Here is a 13823-nt window from a genome sequence, read left to right as displayed (position 1 = left end):
GACGGTCCTCAGCCCGCCGGACGGACCACCGTGGCGCCCGGCGCCGGGCTCGTGGCGGTGTGGGCGGTGCGGCAGACGCCCGAGGTGCGCAGGGCGAAGGCGATGTCCGAGGCCGCCGCCGCGTCCTCGGCCAGGAAGGCGCAGGTCGGGCCGGAGCCGGAGACCAGGGCGGCCGACGCGCCCGCCTCCGTGCCCACCGCCAGGGTGTCGTCCAGGGACGGCAGCAGGGAGACGGCCGCGGGCTGGAGGTCGTTGGACAGCTGCCCGGCCAGCGCGGCCGCGTCCCCGGTGCGCAGCGCGGCCAGCAGCTCGGGGGACGCCTCGGGCGCGGGTACGGCGTCGGCGCCCGCGCCGCCGCCGCGCGCCTCGCGCAGCCGGTCGCACTCGCGGTAGACGGCCGGGGTGGACAGCCCGCCTTGGGCGACGGCGAACACCCAGTGGAAGACGCCGCCCACCTCCAGCGGCGTCAGCAGCTCGCCCCGGCCCCGGCCCAGCGCCGCGCCGCCGACCAGGGAGAAGGGCACGTCCGAGCCCAACTCCGCGCAGATCTCCAGCAGTTCATCGCGCGAGGCGCCCGTGCCCCACAGTGCGTCGCAGGCCAGCAGCGCGCCCGCCGCGTCCGCGCTGCCGCCGGCCATGCCGCCGGCCACGGGGATCTCCTTGTTGATGTGCAGATGGACGTCCGGCACGATGCCGTACCGCGCGGCGAGCGCGTCGGCTGCGCGGACGGCCAGATTGGTGCGGTCCAGCGGCACCTGGTCGGTGTCCGGCCCGGAACAGGTCACGCGCGGGCCCTCGCCGGGGGCCGTGGCGGTGGCGGTGACCTCGTCGTACAGGCCGACGGCCAGGAAGACGTTGGCCAGGTCGTGGAAGCCGTCCGGCCGCAGCCCGCCGACCGCGAGCTGCACGTTGACCTTGGCGGGTACGCGTACGGTGACCGGCGCGGCGGTACGGGGGGTGCCCGTGCCGGCCGTCTGTGCGGTGCTCATGCGCTGGTGGTGCCCTTCCGCTCCGCGATGGCCGCGAAGTCCTCGATCGTCAGTGACTCCCCCCGGGCGCGGGGGTCGATCCCCGCGGCCGTCAGCGCCGCCTCGGCCGCCGCGGCCGAGCCCGCCCAGCCCGCCAGCGCCGCGCGCAGCGTCTTGCGCCGCTGGGCGAAGGCGGCGTCCACCACGGCGAAGACCTCCCGCCGGCCGGCACTGGTGCGCGGTGGCTCGCGCCGGGTCAGCGACACCAGCCCGGAGTCCACGTTGGGCGCGGGCCAGAAGACGTTGCGCCCGATGGCCCCGGCCCGCCGCACCTGGGCGTACCAGGCGGCCTTCACCGACGGCACCCCGTAGACCTTGGAGCCCGGTTCGGCCGCGAGCCGGTCGGCGACTTCGGCCTGGACCATCACCAGGCCGTGCTCGATCGACGGGAACGTCGCCAGCATGTGCAGCAGGACGGGTACGGCGACGTTGTAGGGGAGGTTGGCGACCAGCGCGGTGGGCTCGGGGCCGGGCAGTTCGGTGACACGCATCGCGTCGTGGTGGACGAGCGCGAAGCGGTCGGCCCGGCCGGGCAGCCGGGCGGAGACGGTCGCGGGCAGCGCCGCCGCCAGCACGTCGTCGATCTCCACCGCCGTCACCCGGGCGGCCTCCTGGAGCAGTCCCAGCGTCAGCGACCCCAGCCCCGGGCCGACCTCGACCACCACGTCCTCGGGCGTCACCCGCGCGGTCCGCACGAGCCGGCGGACGGTGTTGGCGTCGATGACGAAGTTCTGGCCGCGCTGCTTGGTGGGGCGCACCCCCAGCGCGGCGGCCAGCTCGCGGACGTCGGCGGGGCCGAGGAGGGCGTCGGCGCCGGGAGCGGCGCCGACGCCGGTGTCGGCGGCGGTGTCGGCACCGGTATCGGCGTCGGGGGAGGGGGAGGGGGCTGAGCTCACCGGTGCAGTTTACGGCCGCACACCGGCCAGGGACTCGCGCCCTTCTGCACGTACAGCTTCTTCGCCCGGTAGGTCTGCTCGGCCGGCGGAGCGTCCTGCGGACGGCCCTTCCCGCCCAGGGAGCGCCAGGTGCGGGTGTCGAACTGGTAGAGCCCGCCGTGGCCGCCGGGGCCCACCGCGTCCGGGCGGCCGCCGGACTCGCAGCGGGCCAGGGCCTCCCAGTCCAGACCGTCGGCGCCCCGCACTGAGGAGGGCGGCTCGGCGGTGCCCACGCGCACGATCTGCGGCCTGGGCGCGCGCACCACCACCGCCTCGGTGAGGCGGGGCCGCTGCCGCACCCCGTTGACCGTGCGCACCTCGTAGGTGAGCCGGCGCAGCCCCGGCGCGCCCGCCTGCTCCACCACCTCGGTGCCGCGCGGCAGCGCCGGGTCCTCGCGCCGCTCGGTGGTGTACGGGACGGGCTCGTCGCGCACCCGCTCGGTCTCGGTGATGCGCAGCACGGTGACGGTCTGGCCGTCGCGGGGCACGGAGTCCGGGTCCACCGAGGCGCGGTCCGCGCCGCGCAGTTCGACGCCCGCGTCGGCCAGCGCCCCGCGCACGGTCGCGGCGTTGGTGCGGACGGTGTGCTCGCGGCCGTCGGCCAGGACGGTCACGCTCCGCTCGGTCCACACGGTCAGCGCCAGGCCGTCGCGCCCGATGCGCCGGTCGCGGGGCACCGACGTGCGGGCCCCCTCCGGGCGCACCCCGATCCCGCGCAGCGCCGCCTCCACGGTGGCGGCGGTGGTCCACACCCGCCGGGGGCGGCCGTCGAGGGTGAGGGTCAGCGGGCGGCCGTAGCGGACGGTGACGCTGTCGCCGTGGGAGAGGGACTCGCCGGGGGCGGGGGAGACGGCGTCGTGCGCGCCGACGGACACCCCCTCGTCGGCCAGGAGCTCGGAGACGTCGTCGGCGAAGGTGTGGAGGGTGCGCGGTCCGTCCTCGCCCTCCACCGACAGGCTGACGGCCTTGTCGTCCACGACGAAGGCGCAGGTGCCGCCCGCCAGGAAGGCGACGACGAGTGCCTGCGGCAGCAGGCGGCGCAGGACCTCGGGTCGCTGGGCGGCCTTCCGCTCCCGTGCGGCCCGGCGGGCGGCGGCCCGGCCGCCGGCCGGGCCGTGCGCGGGGCCGTTCGCGGGGCCGTTCGCGGGGCCGTGCGCCTGCGGGGGGACGCCCGGGGAGATGTCCGGATAGGTGTCCGCGGGGCCGCCGGTGGGCTGCCGGGGCAGCCACAGGGCGGGACCGAAGGCTCCGGAGTGTTCGGGGTGTCCGGGGTGTCCGGGATGCCCAGGGGGCTCCGGGCGCGGGGGCGCCTCGGGCGGTCCGTACGCGCCGAGGTCCCCGTACACGCCGTACGGCGCGCCGTGGAACTCGTACGAGGGCCGGTAGGTGTCGTACGGGTCCCGCTCGTACTCCGGCCCGCCGCCGTACCCCTGGCCGCCGTACTCCCACGAGTCCCACGGCTGATGCGGCCGGTGCGGCGGCGGTGCGGAGGGGTACGCGTACTCGTACTGCTGGATCCCCTGCGGATGGCTCACGACGTACTCCCAAGCGGTCCTGGTGGCGGGCCGGGACCCTAGCGGAGCATTCGTCACTCTCCCAAGTCGTACGACTACCCGTCGTTGCGAAAAGCGGGCCGCCGTGCCGCGCGCGCCCGCCGCCGCGCGCCCGTCAGTAGCCGAACGCGCGGGCCGTGTTGGCCGCGACGTGCTCCGCGAGCGCGTCCTCGTCCAGCCCCTTGACCTCGGCCATCGCACGCAGCGTGTACGGGATCATGTACGGCGCGTTGGGGCGCCCGCGGTACGGGGCCGGGGTCAGGAACGGCGCGTCGGTCTCCACCAGCAGCAGCTCCGGCGGGGCGGCGGCCAGCGCCTCGCGCAGGGGCCGCGCGTTCTTGAAGGTGACGTTGCCGGCGAAGGACATGAACCAGCCGTTCGCGGCGCACACCCGGGCCATCGCGGCGTCGCCGGAGAAGCAGTGGAAGACCGTCCGCTCGGGCGCGCCCTCCTCCCGAAGGACCCGCAGCACGTCCTCGTGGGCGTCCCGGTCGTGGATCACCAGGGCCTTGCCCAGCCGCTTGGCGGTCTCGATGTGGCGGCGGAAGGAGTACCGCTGGGCCTTCCGCCCCTCCTCGCCGGTCCGGAAGTGGTCCAGGCCGCTCTCGCCGACGGCCAGCACCTCCGGCCGCGCGGCCAGCTCGGCGATCTCCTCCAGGGCGGCGTCCAGCGCCTTCCGCCCCCCGTCCCGCTCCAGCCGCGGCGCCTCGTTGGGGTGCAGGGCGACGGCGGCCCACACCGCGTCGTGCTCGGCGGCCACCCGCGCCGACCAGCGGGACCGCTCCAGGTCGCAGCCGACCTGCACCAGGGTCGTCACGCCCACCGCGGCGGCCGCGGCGACGGTCCGGGCGACCGTGGCGTCCTGCATGTCGATATGGGTGTGCGAGTCGGCGACCGGCACGTTCAGCGGTACGGGCGGCGGCGCGGGCTGCGCGGACTTCTCCATGGGCGCGATCCTAGGACGCCCGGCCGGGCCGTCCCACGCCCGCCCGGCGTCACCTCCACGGCAGGGCCCGCTCCGCCTCGTACACCCGCCCCGCCCGCATGATCCGCACCACGTGCGAGTCGCAGTTCGGGCAGGCCGGGTGCGTCAGCGGCGACGGCACCCGCCCGCCGTCCGCCGGATCGTGGTAGGTGACGAAGGGGCGTCCGTCGCGGTCGGTGTGGTGCCGTATCCCGTACGACCGCTCCCAGCCGTGGCCGCAGCGCAGGCAGGCGAAGGAGTACTCCTCGTGGGTGGTCGTCTCCCTGGGGTCCATGGGATCCTCCTTCCGGTTCTCCTTCCTACCAGTGGACTCCTTCCCGGCCGGAAATGCACGATTCTGCCCGTCCGTCCCCGTCTCGCCCCTTTCCGGGCCGGGCTCCCGCCCGCCGTCCGGACCGCTCAGACCGTTCCCGCGTTCTTCGCCGCGACCACCGCGTCGAAGACCTCCCGCTTGGGCAGCCCCGCCTCGCGCGCCACCTCCGCGATGGCCTCCTTGCGGCGCTCCCCGGCGGCCTCGCGCACCGCCACCCGGCGCACCAGCTCGGCCGCGTCCACCGCGCCGGGCGCCTCGGCGGGCGCGCCCTCGACCACGACGGTGATCTCGCCCCGCACGCCCTCCTCCGCCCAGGCGGCCAGCTCGCCCAGTGTGCCGCGCCGCACCTCCTCGTAGGTCTTGGTCAGCTCCCGGCACACCGCGGCCCGGCGGTCGGCGCCGAAGGCCTGGGCCATGGCGGCCAGTGCGGCGGCCAGCCGGTGCGGGGCCTCGAAGTAGACCAGCGTGCGGCGCTCCCCGGCGGCCTCGCGCAGCCGCGCCAGCCGTTCTCCCGTCTTGCGCGGCAGGAAGCCCTCGAAGCAGAACCGGTCCACCGGCAGTCCCGACAGCGCCAGCGCGGTCAGCACGGCGGACGGCCCGGGCACGGCCGTGACCCTGATCCCGCGTTCGACGGCGGCGGCCACCAGCCGGTAGCCGGGGTCGGACACCGACGGCATCCCCGCGTCCGTGACCAGCAGCACCCGGGAACCCTCCGACAGCGCGTCGGCCAGCTCCGGGGTCCGGGCGGCCTCGTTGCCCTCGAAGTACGACACCACCCGGCCGGAGATCCGCACCCCCAGCGCCTGGGTGAGCCGCCGCAGCCGCCGGGTGTCCTCGGCGGCGACGATGTCGGCCCCCTCCAGCTCGGCCGCGAGCCGGGGCGGTGCGTCGGCGGTGTCGCCGATGGGTGTGCCTGCCAGTACGAGTGTTCCGCTCACCCCGCCATCCTCGCAGCTCCGACGGGGGCCGGGGCCGGTGCGGCACCTCCCGCCCGCCGGTGCGCGGCACCGCGCGACGGGGCCGTTCCCTACGATGGCCCGCGTGACCAGTGACACCGCGACTCAGGCCCGGCCCGGGGAGCCCGTCGGGGAGCCGACCCCGACGTGGCGCGGGCGGCTGCGGCGCTACGGATACGCCCCGCCGCCCCGGGCGGGCGCACGGGAGCGGCTGGTGCCGCCGTACCCGGAGCCCGGCCGCGGCCGGGTGTGGGGACTGTTCGGACTGGACGGGGACGACGCGCGGCTGCTGGGCCGCCGGACGGCGTGGGGCGGCCCGGTCCTCGTGGCGCTCCTCGCCGGCCTCCTGCGCTTCTGGAACCTCGGCTCGCCGCACGCGGTGATATTCGACGAGACCTACTACGCCAAGGACGCCTGGGCGCTGTACCGGCTCGGCTACGAGGGCACCTGGCCCGACGGCGCCAACGACACCATCCTCGGCAACCCCGCGGCGGCCCCGCTGAGCGAGGCCGCCTCGTACGTGGTGCACCCGCCCGTGGGCAAGTGGATCATCGCCATGGGCGAGGCGGCGTTCGGTCTGACGCCGTTCGGCTGGCGCTTCATGACGGCGGTGCTCGGCACGCTGTCGGTGCTGATGGTCTGCCGCATCGGGCGCCGGCTGCTGCGCTCCACCGCCCTGGGCTGCCTGGCGGGGCTCCTGCTGGCCGTGGACGGCCTGCACCTGGTGATGAGCCGCACCGCGCTGCTCGATCTGGTGCTGATGTTCTTCGTGCTGGCGGCCTTCGGCTGCCTGCTGATCGACCGCGACCGGGCCCGCGCCCGGCTCGCCGCGGCCCTGCCGCCGGACGGGCGGCCCGACGCGGACGCCGGCGACCGGCTGGGCCTGGGCGCACGCCCCTGGCGGCTCGCGGCCGGCCTCTGCCTGGGGCTGGCCTGCGCCACCAAGTGGAGCGGCCTGTACGTCCTGATCGCCTTCGGGATCCTGACGGTCCTGTGGGACGCCGCCTCCCGGCGCACCGCCGGGGCCCGGCACCCCCACCGGTCGATGCTGCGCCGGGACGCCGCCCCCGCCTTCCTCTCCCTGGTGCCGGTCGCGGTCGCCGTCTACGTGGCCTCGTGGGCGGGCTGGTTCGCGGGCCGGGACGGCTACTTCCGCACCTGGGCGGAGGGGCGCCGGGGGCTGTCGCCGGAGTCGCTGCCCATCCCCTTCACCGGCCTGAAGCTGCCCCTGCCCCAGTTCGACATGACCTGGGTTCCGGCCCCGCTGCGCAGCCTGTGGCACTACGAGAGCGAGGTCTACAGCTTCCACGTGGGGCTGACCTCCGAGCACACCTACCAGTCCCACCCCTGGAGCTGGCTGGTGACCGCCCGCCCGGTGTCGTACTTCTACGAGTCCTCCGACAGGGGCGAGAACGGCTGCACGGCGGAGGGCGGCTGCGCCCGCGAGGTGCTCGCCCTGGGCACCCCGCTGCTGTGGTGGGCGGCCTGCTTCGCGCTGCTGTACTGCCTGTACCGCTGGGCGCTGCGGCGCGACTGGCGCGCGGGCGCGATCCTGTGCGGGGTGGCGGCGGGCTGGCTGCCGTGGTTCCTGTACCAGGAGCGCACGATCTTCTACTTCTACGCGGTCGTCTTCGTGCCGTTTCTGTGCCTGGCGCTGGCGATGATGACCGGGGCGATCCTCGGTCCGCCCGGCAGCACGGAGCGGCGGCGGGCGGTGGGCGCGGTGGGCGCGGGTGTGCTCGTGCTGCTGATCGTGTGGAACTTCGTCTACTTCCACCCGCTCTACACCGGGGTGCAGATCCCCAAGGACGCCTGGCAGTCCCGTATGTGGCTGGACACCTGGATCTGACTCCGGCCCGGAGCCGGGGAGCCCGCGGGGCCGGCGGGGCCCGCTGCCTCGGCGAGCCGGCGGCGAGCGCGGCTACGGCGGGAAAGCGGCGCCGCCCGCCGGTGAGCCCGGCGGGCGGCGTTCCGAGGCGGTCCGACGCGAGGCGTCAGGCGCTTCAGTGCTTCTTGACGGCGTTCATGTTCTCGTTCTCGTTCTCGCCCTCCTGCTTCTGGCCCTGGCCCTGCTCGGCCTTCTGGCCCTGGCCCTGACCCTGGGCCTGCTCCTGCTTCGGAGCGACGTGGATGTCGGACTCCTTCTCGACCTTCACGACCTTCTTGATCTGGACCTCCTCCTTGGAGTTCCGAGAGCAGTCGAGGTTGTTGATGTCGCTCGACAGGATCGGGAGGTTGACGACCTCCAGGTTCGGGCAGGGCAGGATCTGCGCGTTGTTCTCGAACTTGGCCTCACCGGCGTGGGCGCTGGCGGCCCCACCCGCGAGGGCCATGGCGGCGGCGAAAGAAACGACGAGCGTCTTCTTCAGCATCATGCTGTCTTGTCTCCTTGACGAGAGAAGGAAGGTTCCGATGTCCCCGGCCGCCGCCGAGCGGCCGGATAACCGGTTTCCGGATTGCGGCCGCAGTTCGGCCGGCTCACCGGAAAGGCGGGAGTTGCCCCCACGTCGGCGACATTAACCCACCGAATCCCCGATTGCGCGCTTCCACGTTTCTGCGTGTCCTGCGGAAAACGGGTCCGAGGCATCTTCGATGGGCGCACTACCTGGGCTTATGTGTCGCCACTGCGCCAAGCGGGTGTTGTTTTCGGCTATATGCCGCGAGCGTGTCAGGGAAAGGCGAAAGGCCGCCCCGGTGTGCCGGGGCGGCCTTTCGGCGGTGGTGTGCCGGTGGTCCGGTCGACTCCTCAGTCCCTGAAGGACTCGTAGGAGGAGACCTTCTTCGACTCCACGTAGGTGACGGAGCAGTCGAGGTTGTTGATGTCCGCCGACGCGATCGGGACGTTCAGCAGTTCCAGGTTGACGCAGGGGAGGATCTGCGCGTTGTTCTGGAACTTCGGGCCGTCGTTGGCCTGGGAGACGCCGGCTCCGCCGATCACCAGGGCGGCGGCGGAAAGCGCGACGGCGGCGGTCCGCTTCATCTTCATGGCATGTACCTCCAATGTACGAAGCCGCTTCACGGGCTTGTGTGCGTAATGCTAGGAACTGGCGAGCCGAGTACACGGTAAGCCCTGCCGCGCGCCGCGCTGATATTTTCTGCTCCATACGTGTCACGGGCCCGCGCCGCCGGCTGCGGCGCGGGCCCGTGACGTTAATTGCCGGAAGGAGGATCGGCCTTCTGCTTCGCAGTGACAACGACGGTGATGGGCGGGGGTTGTGCTTCCGAAAGGGTGAACAGGGCGATGCCGGGCGCGTCGAAGGGCAATCGGAACGCTTTTCCCGCTGTTCATCTTCGGAAAAGCACACTAATCATTCTCGTGGTGGACGGGAAAGTCCCGCGGTCGTTTCGCGGAGCCCCACCGGGCGCCGGTCCGCACGCCTGGCCCCGGTCCGTGTCGCCCATGTGCTCTAGGGTTCTTCGCACGGGCCCCCGGCGGTGTCGGTCCGGGGCAGGGGCGGAGATTCGGGAGACTCATGCGTGACGGTCGGAAGGTGGCGGTGATCGGAGCGGTCTTCACCGCCGTGGTCGGAGCCGCCGGGTTCGGGGCGTACACCCTGATCGGCGACAGCGGCGCGGCCGGCGGCCAGAGCAGGCAGGACGTGGCCTTCTCCGAAGGCCGGACCGGTGAACCGGCGGCCGAGACGGGCCCGCCCTCGCCGAAGGAGGTCCGCGAGACCGCCGCAAGGTTCCTGAGGGCCTGGCAGGAGGGGAAGGCCGACGAGGCCGCCGCGCTGACCGACGACGAGGCCGCCGCCGCCAAGGCCCTGACCGGTTTCCGGAAGGACGCCCGGGTGTCGGGCGTGCGCCTGGAACCGGGCACCGCCGCGGGCGCCGACGTCCCGTTCACCGTGACGGCCGAGGTGGAGTACGACAAGGAGGAGAAGCCCGCCGCCTGGACGTACGAGTCGGAGCTGACGGTCGTACGGGACGACGACAGCGGCGAGCCCGTCGTCGACTGGGAGGCGTCCGTCCTCCACCCCGAGCTCACCGGCGGCCGGAAGCTGGAGACCGCCGAGGCCGGGGCCCCGCCCATCAAGGCCCTGGACCGCAACGGCGCCGAGCTGACGGCCGAGGAGTACCCCGAACTGGCCGCGACCCTGGCCGACCTGCGCAAGCGCTTCGGCGACAGGACCGACGGGAAGCCGGGCTACGAGACCCGGATCACCGACGCCGCCGGCAAGGAGGTCAAGACGCTCAAACGGCTCAGCAAGGGCACCCCGGGCGAGCTGAGGACCACGCTGGACGCCAAGGTGCAGAAGGCCGCCGTCCAGGCCGTCGCGGGCAAGCCCAAGGCGTCGGTCGTCGCGCTGAAGGCCAGCACCGGCGAGATCCTGGCGGTCGCCAACACCCCGGCGAAGGGCTTCAACACCGCCTTCAAGGGCTCCCTCGCCCCCGGCTCCACGATGAAGATCGTCACCGCGTCGATGCTCATCGAGAAGGGCCTGGCCTCCAGCGCGAAGCAGCACCCCTGCCCCAAGTACTTCACCCACGGCGGCTGGAGGTTCCAGAACCTCGACAAGTTCGAGATCAACGGCGGCACCTTCGCGCAGTCCTTCGCCGCCTCCTGCAACACCGCCTTCATCAGCCAGGCCGGCGAGCTGTCGGACGACGACCTCACCAAGCAGGCCCGCGACGTCTTCGGCATCGGGCTGACCTGGCAGGTCGGCACCGCCACCTTCGACGGCTCGGTTCCCGTGCAGTCCGACGCGCAGATGGCCGCCTCGCTGATCGGGCAGGGCGGGGTCAGGGCGAACCCGCTGATCATGGCCTCGGTGTCGGCGACGGTGAAGAGCGGTGTCTTCCGCCAGCCGTACATCGTCTCGCCCGAGGTGGACGGCCGCGGCCTGGCCAGGGCCCCGCGCACCCTCTCCCCGGCCGTCTCCCAGGAGCTGCGCTCGCTGATGCGGCTGACGGCCACCAGCGGTTCGGCGGCCGAGGCGATGGCCGGCACCAGCGGCGACTTCGGCGCCAAGACCGGCTCGGCCGAGGTGGACGGGCAGAAGAAGCCCAACGCCTGGTTCACCGCCTACCGGGGCGACATGGCCGCCGCGGCGGTCGTCCCCGCCTCCGGCCACGGCGGCAAGAACGCGGGCCCGGTCGTCCGCCAGGTGCTCAACTCCGTCGGCTGACCCGGCCTCCGGCACTCCGTACGGCCCGCGCGAGACGGCATCGCGCGGGCCGTACCCGCTGCGGGCAGGAGACCGGGCGTGGCCCCGGGCGGAATTCCGGGGCGGGGCCCCGCGTGAACTCTGTGTGACGGACATCTCCCCGAAGCCGCTGCGGAACGATACGGTACGGCCCCGAAACGCAAGACCGGCGCCGCGCGAGAAGGCGGCTTCGGAAGAAGGGGGGACCCGTGCCCACTGACTACGCGTGCCAGGCGGCGGCCGAACAGGCCGCCCGCGGCATCGCGCCCGTACGGGCGCTTCTGCTGCCCGCCCAGCGATCCGCTCCGGCGCAGCAGGAGGAGGTCTCGGTCGTCATCCGGTCGTTCATGGGCCCCGGCGCGGGCGGCAGGACGCCCGCGCCGGAGGACTCCGCGCCGCGCGTCGAGCCCGTCGGCGCTCCCATGGGCGCCGCGGTCCTGCTGAGCTTCCTCGACGGCCTGCGGGCGGATCTGAGCGGTGCGCTGGTCGACTGGTACTCCTCGATCCCCGCGCGACTCCCCGTGACGCTGGGCGCAACCGATTCGGAGCCGTCGGGCCAGAGCTCGGCGCGGCTGCCGAACGGCTGGCAGTCCCTGGCCGATCTGCAGAGCAACGCCCAGGACGTGCTGACCGTCCTGTCGAGCCGGCCGGGCGACGGCCGCCAGGTCGGGCCCGCGGAGCTGAGCTGGCGGCTGGCCCTGCTGGAGGACGCGTTCTCCGGAGCGCTGCGCCGGATGGGCGTCCCGGAACAGCCGGCGGCGGACTGCGCCGCCGAGCTGGCGGTCGCCACCGGCTCGCTGTTCGGCCTCAACCGGCCGACCCCGCGCTCGGCCCCGGCCCAGCACAGCCCGTCGTACTGAGCCGGCGGCCTTCGCGGGGGTGTTCCGCGCTGGTGTGCGGGCTCGTGCGGTGCCCCTGCGGGCGGAGCGGTCGCCCGCAGGGCGGGCATGAGCGTGTGCCCTCGGGCGGCGACTAGGCTGAGAGGCTGACCAGCCCACCCGAAGACCACACCAGCCCGGCGTGCCGGGCAACGGGAGCCCCATGGCCACGAACCTCGTCAATCTGGAAGCCGTCGGCAAGGTGTACGGCACCCGTGCGCTGCTCGACGGCGTCTCCCTCGGCGTCAGCGAGGGAGACCGGATCGGCGTCGTCGGGCGCAACGGCGACGGCAAGACCACCCTCGTGCGCATCCTGGCGAAGCTGGAGCCCGCCGACGACGGCCGGGTCACCCACGCCGGCGGGCTGCGGCTGGGCGTGCTCACCCAGCACGACTCGCTCGATCCGGCCGCCACCGTCCGGCACGAGGTCATCGGCGACATGGCCGACCACGAGTGGGCCGGGAACGCCCGCGTCCGCGACATCCTCACCGGCCTCTTCGGCGGGCTGGACATGCCCGGCTTCCCGCAGGGCCTGGACACCGTCATCGGCCCGCTGTCCGGCGGCGAGCGGCGGCGGATCGCGCTGGCGAAGCTGCTCATCGCCGAGCAGGACCTGATCGTGCTGGACGAGCCCACCAACCACCTCGACGTCGAGGGCATCGCCTGGCTCGCCGGGCACCTGCGCGCCCGGCGCTCGGCGCTGGTCTGCGTCACCCACGACCGCTGGTTCCTGGACCAGGTGTGCACGCGGATGTGGGACGTGCAGCGCGGCACCGTCCACGAGTACGAGGGCGGCTACAGCGACTACGTCTTCGCCCGCGCCGAGCGCGAGCGCATCGCGGCCACCGAGGAGGCCAAGCGGCAGAACCTGGTCCGCAAGGAGCTGGCCTGGCTGCGGCGCGGCGCCCCCGCCCGCACCAGCAAGCCCCGCTTCCGCGTCGAGGCCGCCAACGAGCTGATCGCCGACGTGCCGCCGCCGCGCGACAGCGCCGAGCTGATGAAGTTCGCGAACTCCCGGCTGGGCAAAACCGTCTTCGACCTGGAGGACGTGACCGTCCAGGCCGGGCCCAAGGTGCTGCTCAAGCACCTGACCTGGCAGCTCGGCCCCGGCGACCGGATCGGCCTGGTCGGCGTCAACGGCTCCGGCAAGACCTCGCTGCTGCGGGCGCTGGCGGACGCGGCGTACAGCGGCGGCGAGAAGCAGCCGGCCGCCGGCCGGATCAAGGTCGGCAGGACGGTGCGGCTGGCCTACCTCTCCCAGGAGGTCGCCGAACTCGACCCCGCCTGGCGTGTGCTGGAGGCCGTGGAGCGGGTGCGCTCGCGCGTCGACCTGGGCAAGGGGCGCGAGATGAGCGCCTCCCAGCTGTGCGAGCGCTTCGGCTTCGGCAAGGACAAGCAGTGGACGCCCGTCGGGGACCTCTCCGGCGGTGAGCGCCGCAGGCTCCAGATCCTGCGGCTGCTGATGGACGAGCCGAACGTGCTGTTCATGGACGAGCCGACCAACGACCTGGACATCGAGACCCTGACCCAGCTCGAGGACCTGCTCGACGGCTGGCCCGGCTCACTGGTCGTCATCTCCCACGACCGCTACTTCGTCGAGCGGACCACGGACCGGGTGCACGCGCTGCTGGGCGACGGCACGCTGCGGATGCTGCCGCGCGGGCTGGACGAGTACCTGGAGCGCCGCGAGCGGCTGCGGCAGGCGACCACCGCGCCCGGCGCCCCGGCCGCGGCTCCGGCGGGGCAGGCGGCGGCCCGGCCCGCCGCCAAGTCCTCAGCCAAGCCCGCGGCCCTCTCGCGTGCGGCGCAGAAGGAGCTGCAGCGCATCGAGCGCAGGCTGGAACGGATCGAGGAGCGCCAGGCGGTGCTGCACGCCGAGATGGCCGAGCACGCCACCGACTTCGAGAAGGTCGCCGGTCTCGACGCCGAACTGCGCGAACTCACCGATGAGCGCGACGACTTGGAGACGCGCTGGCTGGAACTGGCCGAGGAGGGCTGACCGGCGGCGGCGGAGCCGGCCCCGGCGGA

Annotated in this window: 12 protein-coding genes; 4 read left to right on the top strand and 8 right to left on the bottom strand. The window is 74.0% G+C overall.

Annotated elements, in window-relative coordinates:
* Positions 1 to 8 precede the first annotated feature (8 nt).
* From BM237_RS00675 to rsmI, 6 genes are all read right to left on the bottom strand, one after another.
* A complete protein-coding gene (locus tag BM237_RS00675; protein WP_093846631.1) occupies positions 9 to 989 on the bottom strand; it encodes a 4-(cytidine 5'-diphospho)-2-C-methyl-D-erythritol kinase in 981 nt (326 codons plus the stop codon).
* On the bottom strand, positions 986 to 1804 hold the full coding sequence (rsmA, locus tag BM237_RS00670; RefSeq protein WP_245793365.1) for a 16S rRNA (adenine(1518)-N(6)/adenine(1519)-N(6))-dimethyltransferase RsmA: 819 nt from the start codon (positions 1802 to 1804) through the stop codon (positions 986 to 988). The genes BM237_RS00675 and rsmA overlap by 4 nt, the downstream gene beginning before the upstream one ends.
* Positions 1805 to 1920: 116 nt before the next feature.
* Complete coding sequence (locus BM237_RS00665; protein ID WP_245793332.1) at positions 1921 to 3498, bottom strand: resuscitation-promoting factor; 1578 nt, start codon at positions 3496 to 3498, stop codon at positions 1921 to 1923.
* A gap of 133 nt (positions 3499 to 3631) precedes the next feature.
* Positions 3632 to 4462 (bottom strand): TatD family hydrolase, encoded by an 831-nt coding sequence (locus tag BM237_RS00660; RefSeq protein WP_093846627.1) that lies wholly within the window; start codon positions 4460 to 4462, stop codon positions 3632 to 3634.
* Between the two features lie 49 nt (positions 4463 to 4511).
* Complete coding sequence (locus BM237_RS00655) at positions 4512 to 4775, bottom strand: hypothetical protein (protein ID WP_093846625.1); 264 nt, start codon at positions 4773 to 4775, stop codon at positions 4512 to 4514.
* A 125-nt stretch (positions 4776 to 4900) separates the two neighbouring features.
* Positions 4901 to 5752, bottom strand: coding sequence for a 16S rRNA (cytidine(1402)-2'-O)-methyltransferase (gene rsmI / locus BM237_RS00650; RefSeq protein ID WP_093846623.1), 852 nt, complete (start codon positions 5750 to 5752; stop codon positions 4901 to 4903).
* A gap of 94 nt (positions 5753 to 5846) precedes the next feature.
* On the opposite strand from rsmI, the gene BM237_RS00645 reads away from it, so the two are divergent.
* Positions 5847 to 7619, top strand: a complete 1773-nt coding sequence (locus BM237_RS00645; protein ID WP_093846621.1) for a dolichyl-phosphate-mannose--protein mannosyltransferase — start codon at positions 5847 to 5849, stop codon at positions 7617 to 7619.
* Positions 7620 to 7773: 154 nt separating this feature from the next.
* Here BM237_RS00645 and BM237_RS00640 read toward each other — a convergent pair whose 3' ends face one another.
* Positions 7774 to 8145 carry a hypothetical protein gene (locus tag BM237_RS00640; RefSeq protein ID WP_093846619.1) on the bottom strand — a complete coding sequence of 124 codons (372 nt, stop codon included), beginning with the start codon at positions 8143 to 8145 and terminating at the stop codon, positions 7774 to 7776.
* 371 nt (positions 8146 to 8516) lie between these two features.
* Positions 8517 to 8756 (bottom strand): hypothetical protein, encoded by a 240-nt coding sequence (locus tag BM237_RS00635; RefSeq protein ID WP_093846617.1) that lies wholly within the window; start codon positions 8754 to 8756, stop codon positions 8517 to 8519.
* A 487-nt stretch (positions 8757 to 9243) separates the two neighbouring features.
* On the opposite strand from BM237_RS00635, the gene BM237_RS00630 reads away from it, so the two are divergent.
* The 3 genes from BM237_RS00630 (at position 9244) to BM237_RS00620 (ending at position 13794) form a co-directional block, all read left to right on the top strand.
* Entirely contained in the window at positions 9244 to 10899 is a 1656-nt protein-coding gene (locus BM237_RS00630) for a penicillin-binding transpeptidase domain-containing protein (protein ID WP_175540831.1), read from the top strand.
* A 227-nt stretch (positions 10900 to 11126) separates the two neighbouring features.
* Positions 11127 to 11777, top strand: coding sequence for a hypothetical protein (locus BM237_RS00625; RefSeq protein ID WP_093846615.1), 651 nt, complete (start codon positions 11127 to 11129; stop codon positions 11775 to 11777).
* Positions 11778 to 11958: 181 nt separating this feature from the next.
* Entirely contained in the window at positions 11959 to 13794 is a 1836-nt protein-coding gene (locus BM237_RS00620; RefSeq protein ID WP_093846613.1) for an ABC-F family ATP-binding cassette domain-containing protein, read from the top strand.
* Positions 13795 to 13823 lie beyond the last annotated feature (29 nt).

The organism is Streptomyces mangrovi, assembly GCF_900114215.1.
Taxonomy (GTDB): Bacteria; Actinomycetota; Actinomycetes; order Streptomycetales; family Streptomycetaceae; genus Streptomyces; species Streptomyces barkulensis.
This window is presented reverse-complemented; position numbering and strand designations above follow the sequence as displayed.

Bases quoted from the DNA above. Each gene is read 5' to 3' on its own strand.
- BM237_RS00675 (WP_093846631.1), bottom strand. From the start codon at position 989: ATGAGCACCGCACAGACGGCCGGCACGGGCACCCCCCGTACCGCCGCG.
- BM237_RS00640 (WP_093846619.1), bottom strand. From the start codon at position 8,145: ATGATGCTGAAGAAGACGCTCGTCGTTTCTTTCGCCGCCGCCATGGCC.
- BM237_RS00660 (WP_093846627.1), bottom strand. From the start codon at position 4,462: ATGGAGAAGTCCGCGCAGCCCGCGCCGCCGCCCGTACCGCTGAACGTG.
- BM237_RS00635 (WP_093846617.1), bottom strand. From the start codon at position 8,756: ATGAAGATGAAGCGGACCGCCGCCGTCGCGCTTTCCGCCGCCGCCCTG.
- BM237_RS00655 (WP_093846625.1), bottom strand. From the start codon at position 4,775: ATGGACCCCAGGGAGACGACCACCCACGAGGAGTACTCCTTCGCCTGC.
- BM237_RS00630 (WP_175540831.1), top strand. From the start codon at position 9,244: ATGCGTGACGGTCGGAAGGTGGCGGTGATCGGAGCGGTCTTCACCGCC.
- BM237_RS00645 (WP_093846621.1), top strand. From the start codon at position 5,847: ATGGCCCGCGTGACCAGTGACACCGCGACTCAGGCCCGGCCCGGGGAG.
- BM237_RS00620 (WP_093846613.1), top strand. From the start codon at position 11,959: ATGGCCACGAACCTCGTCAATCTGGAAGCCGTCGGCAAGGTGTACGGC.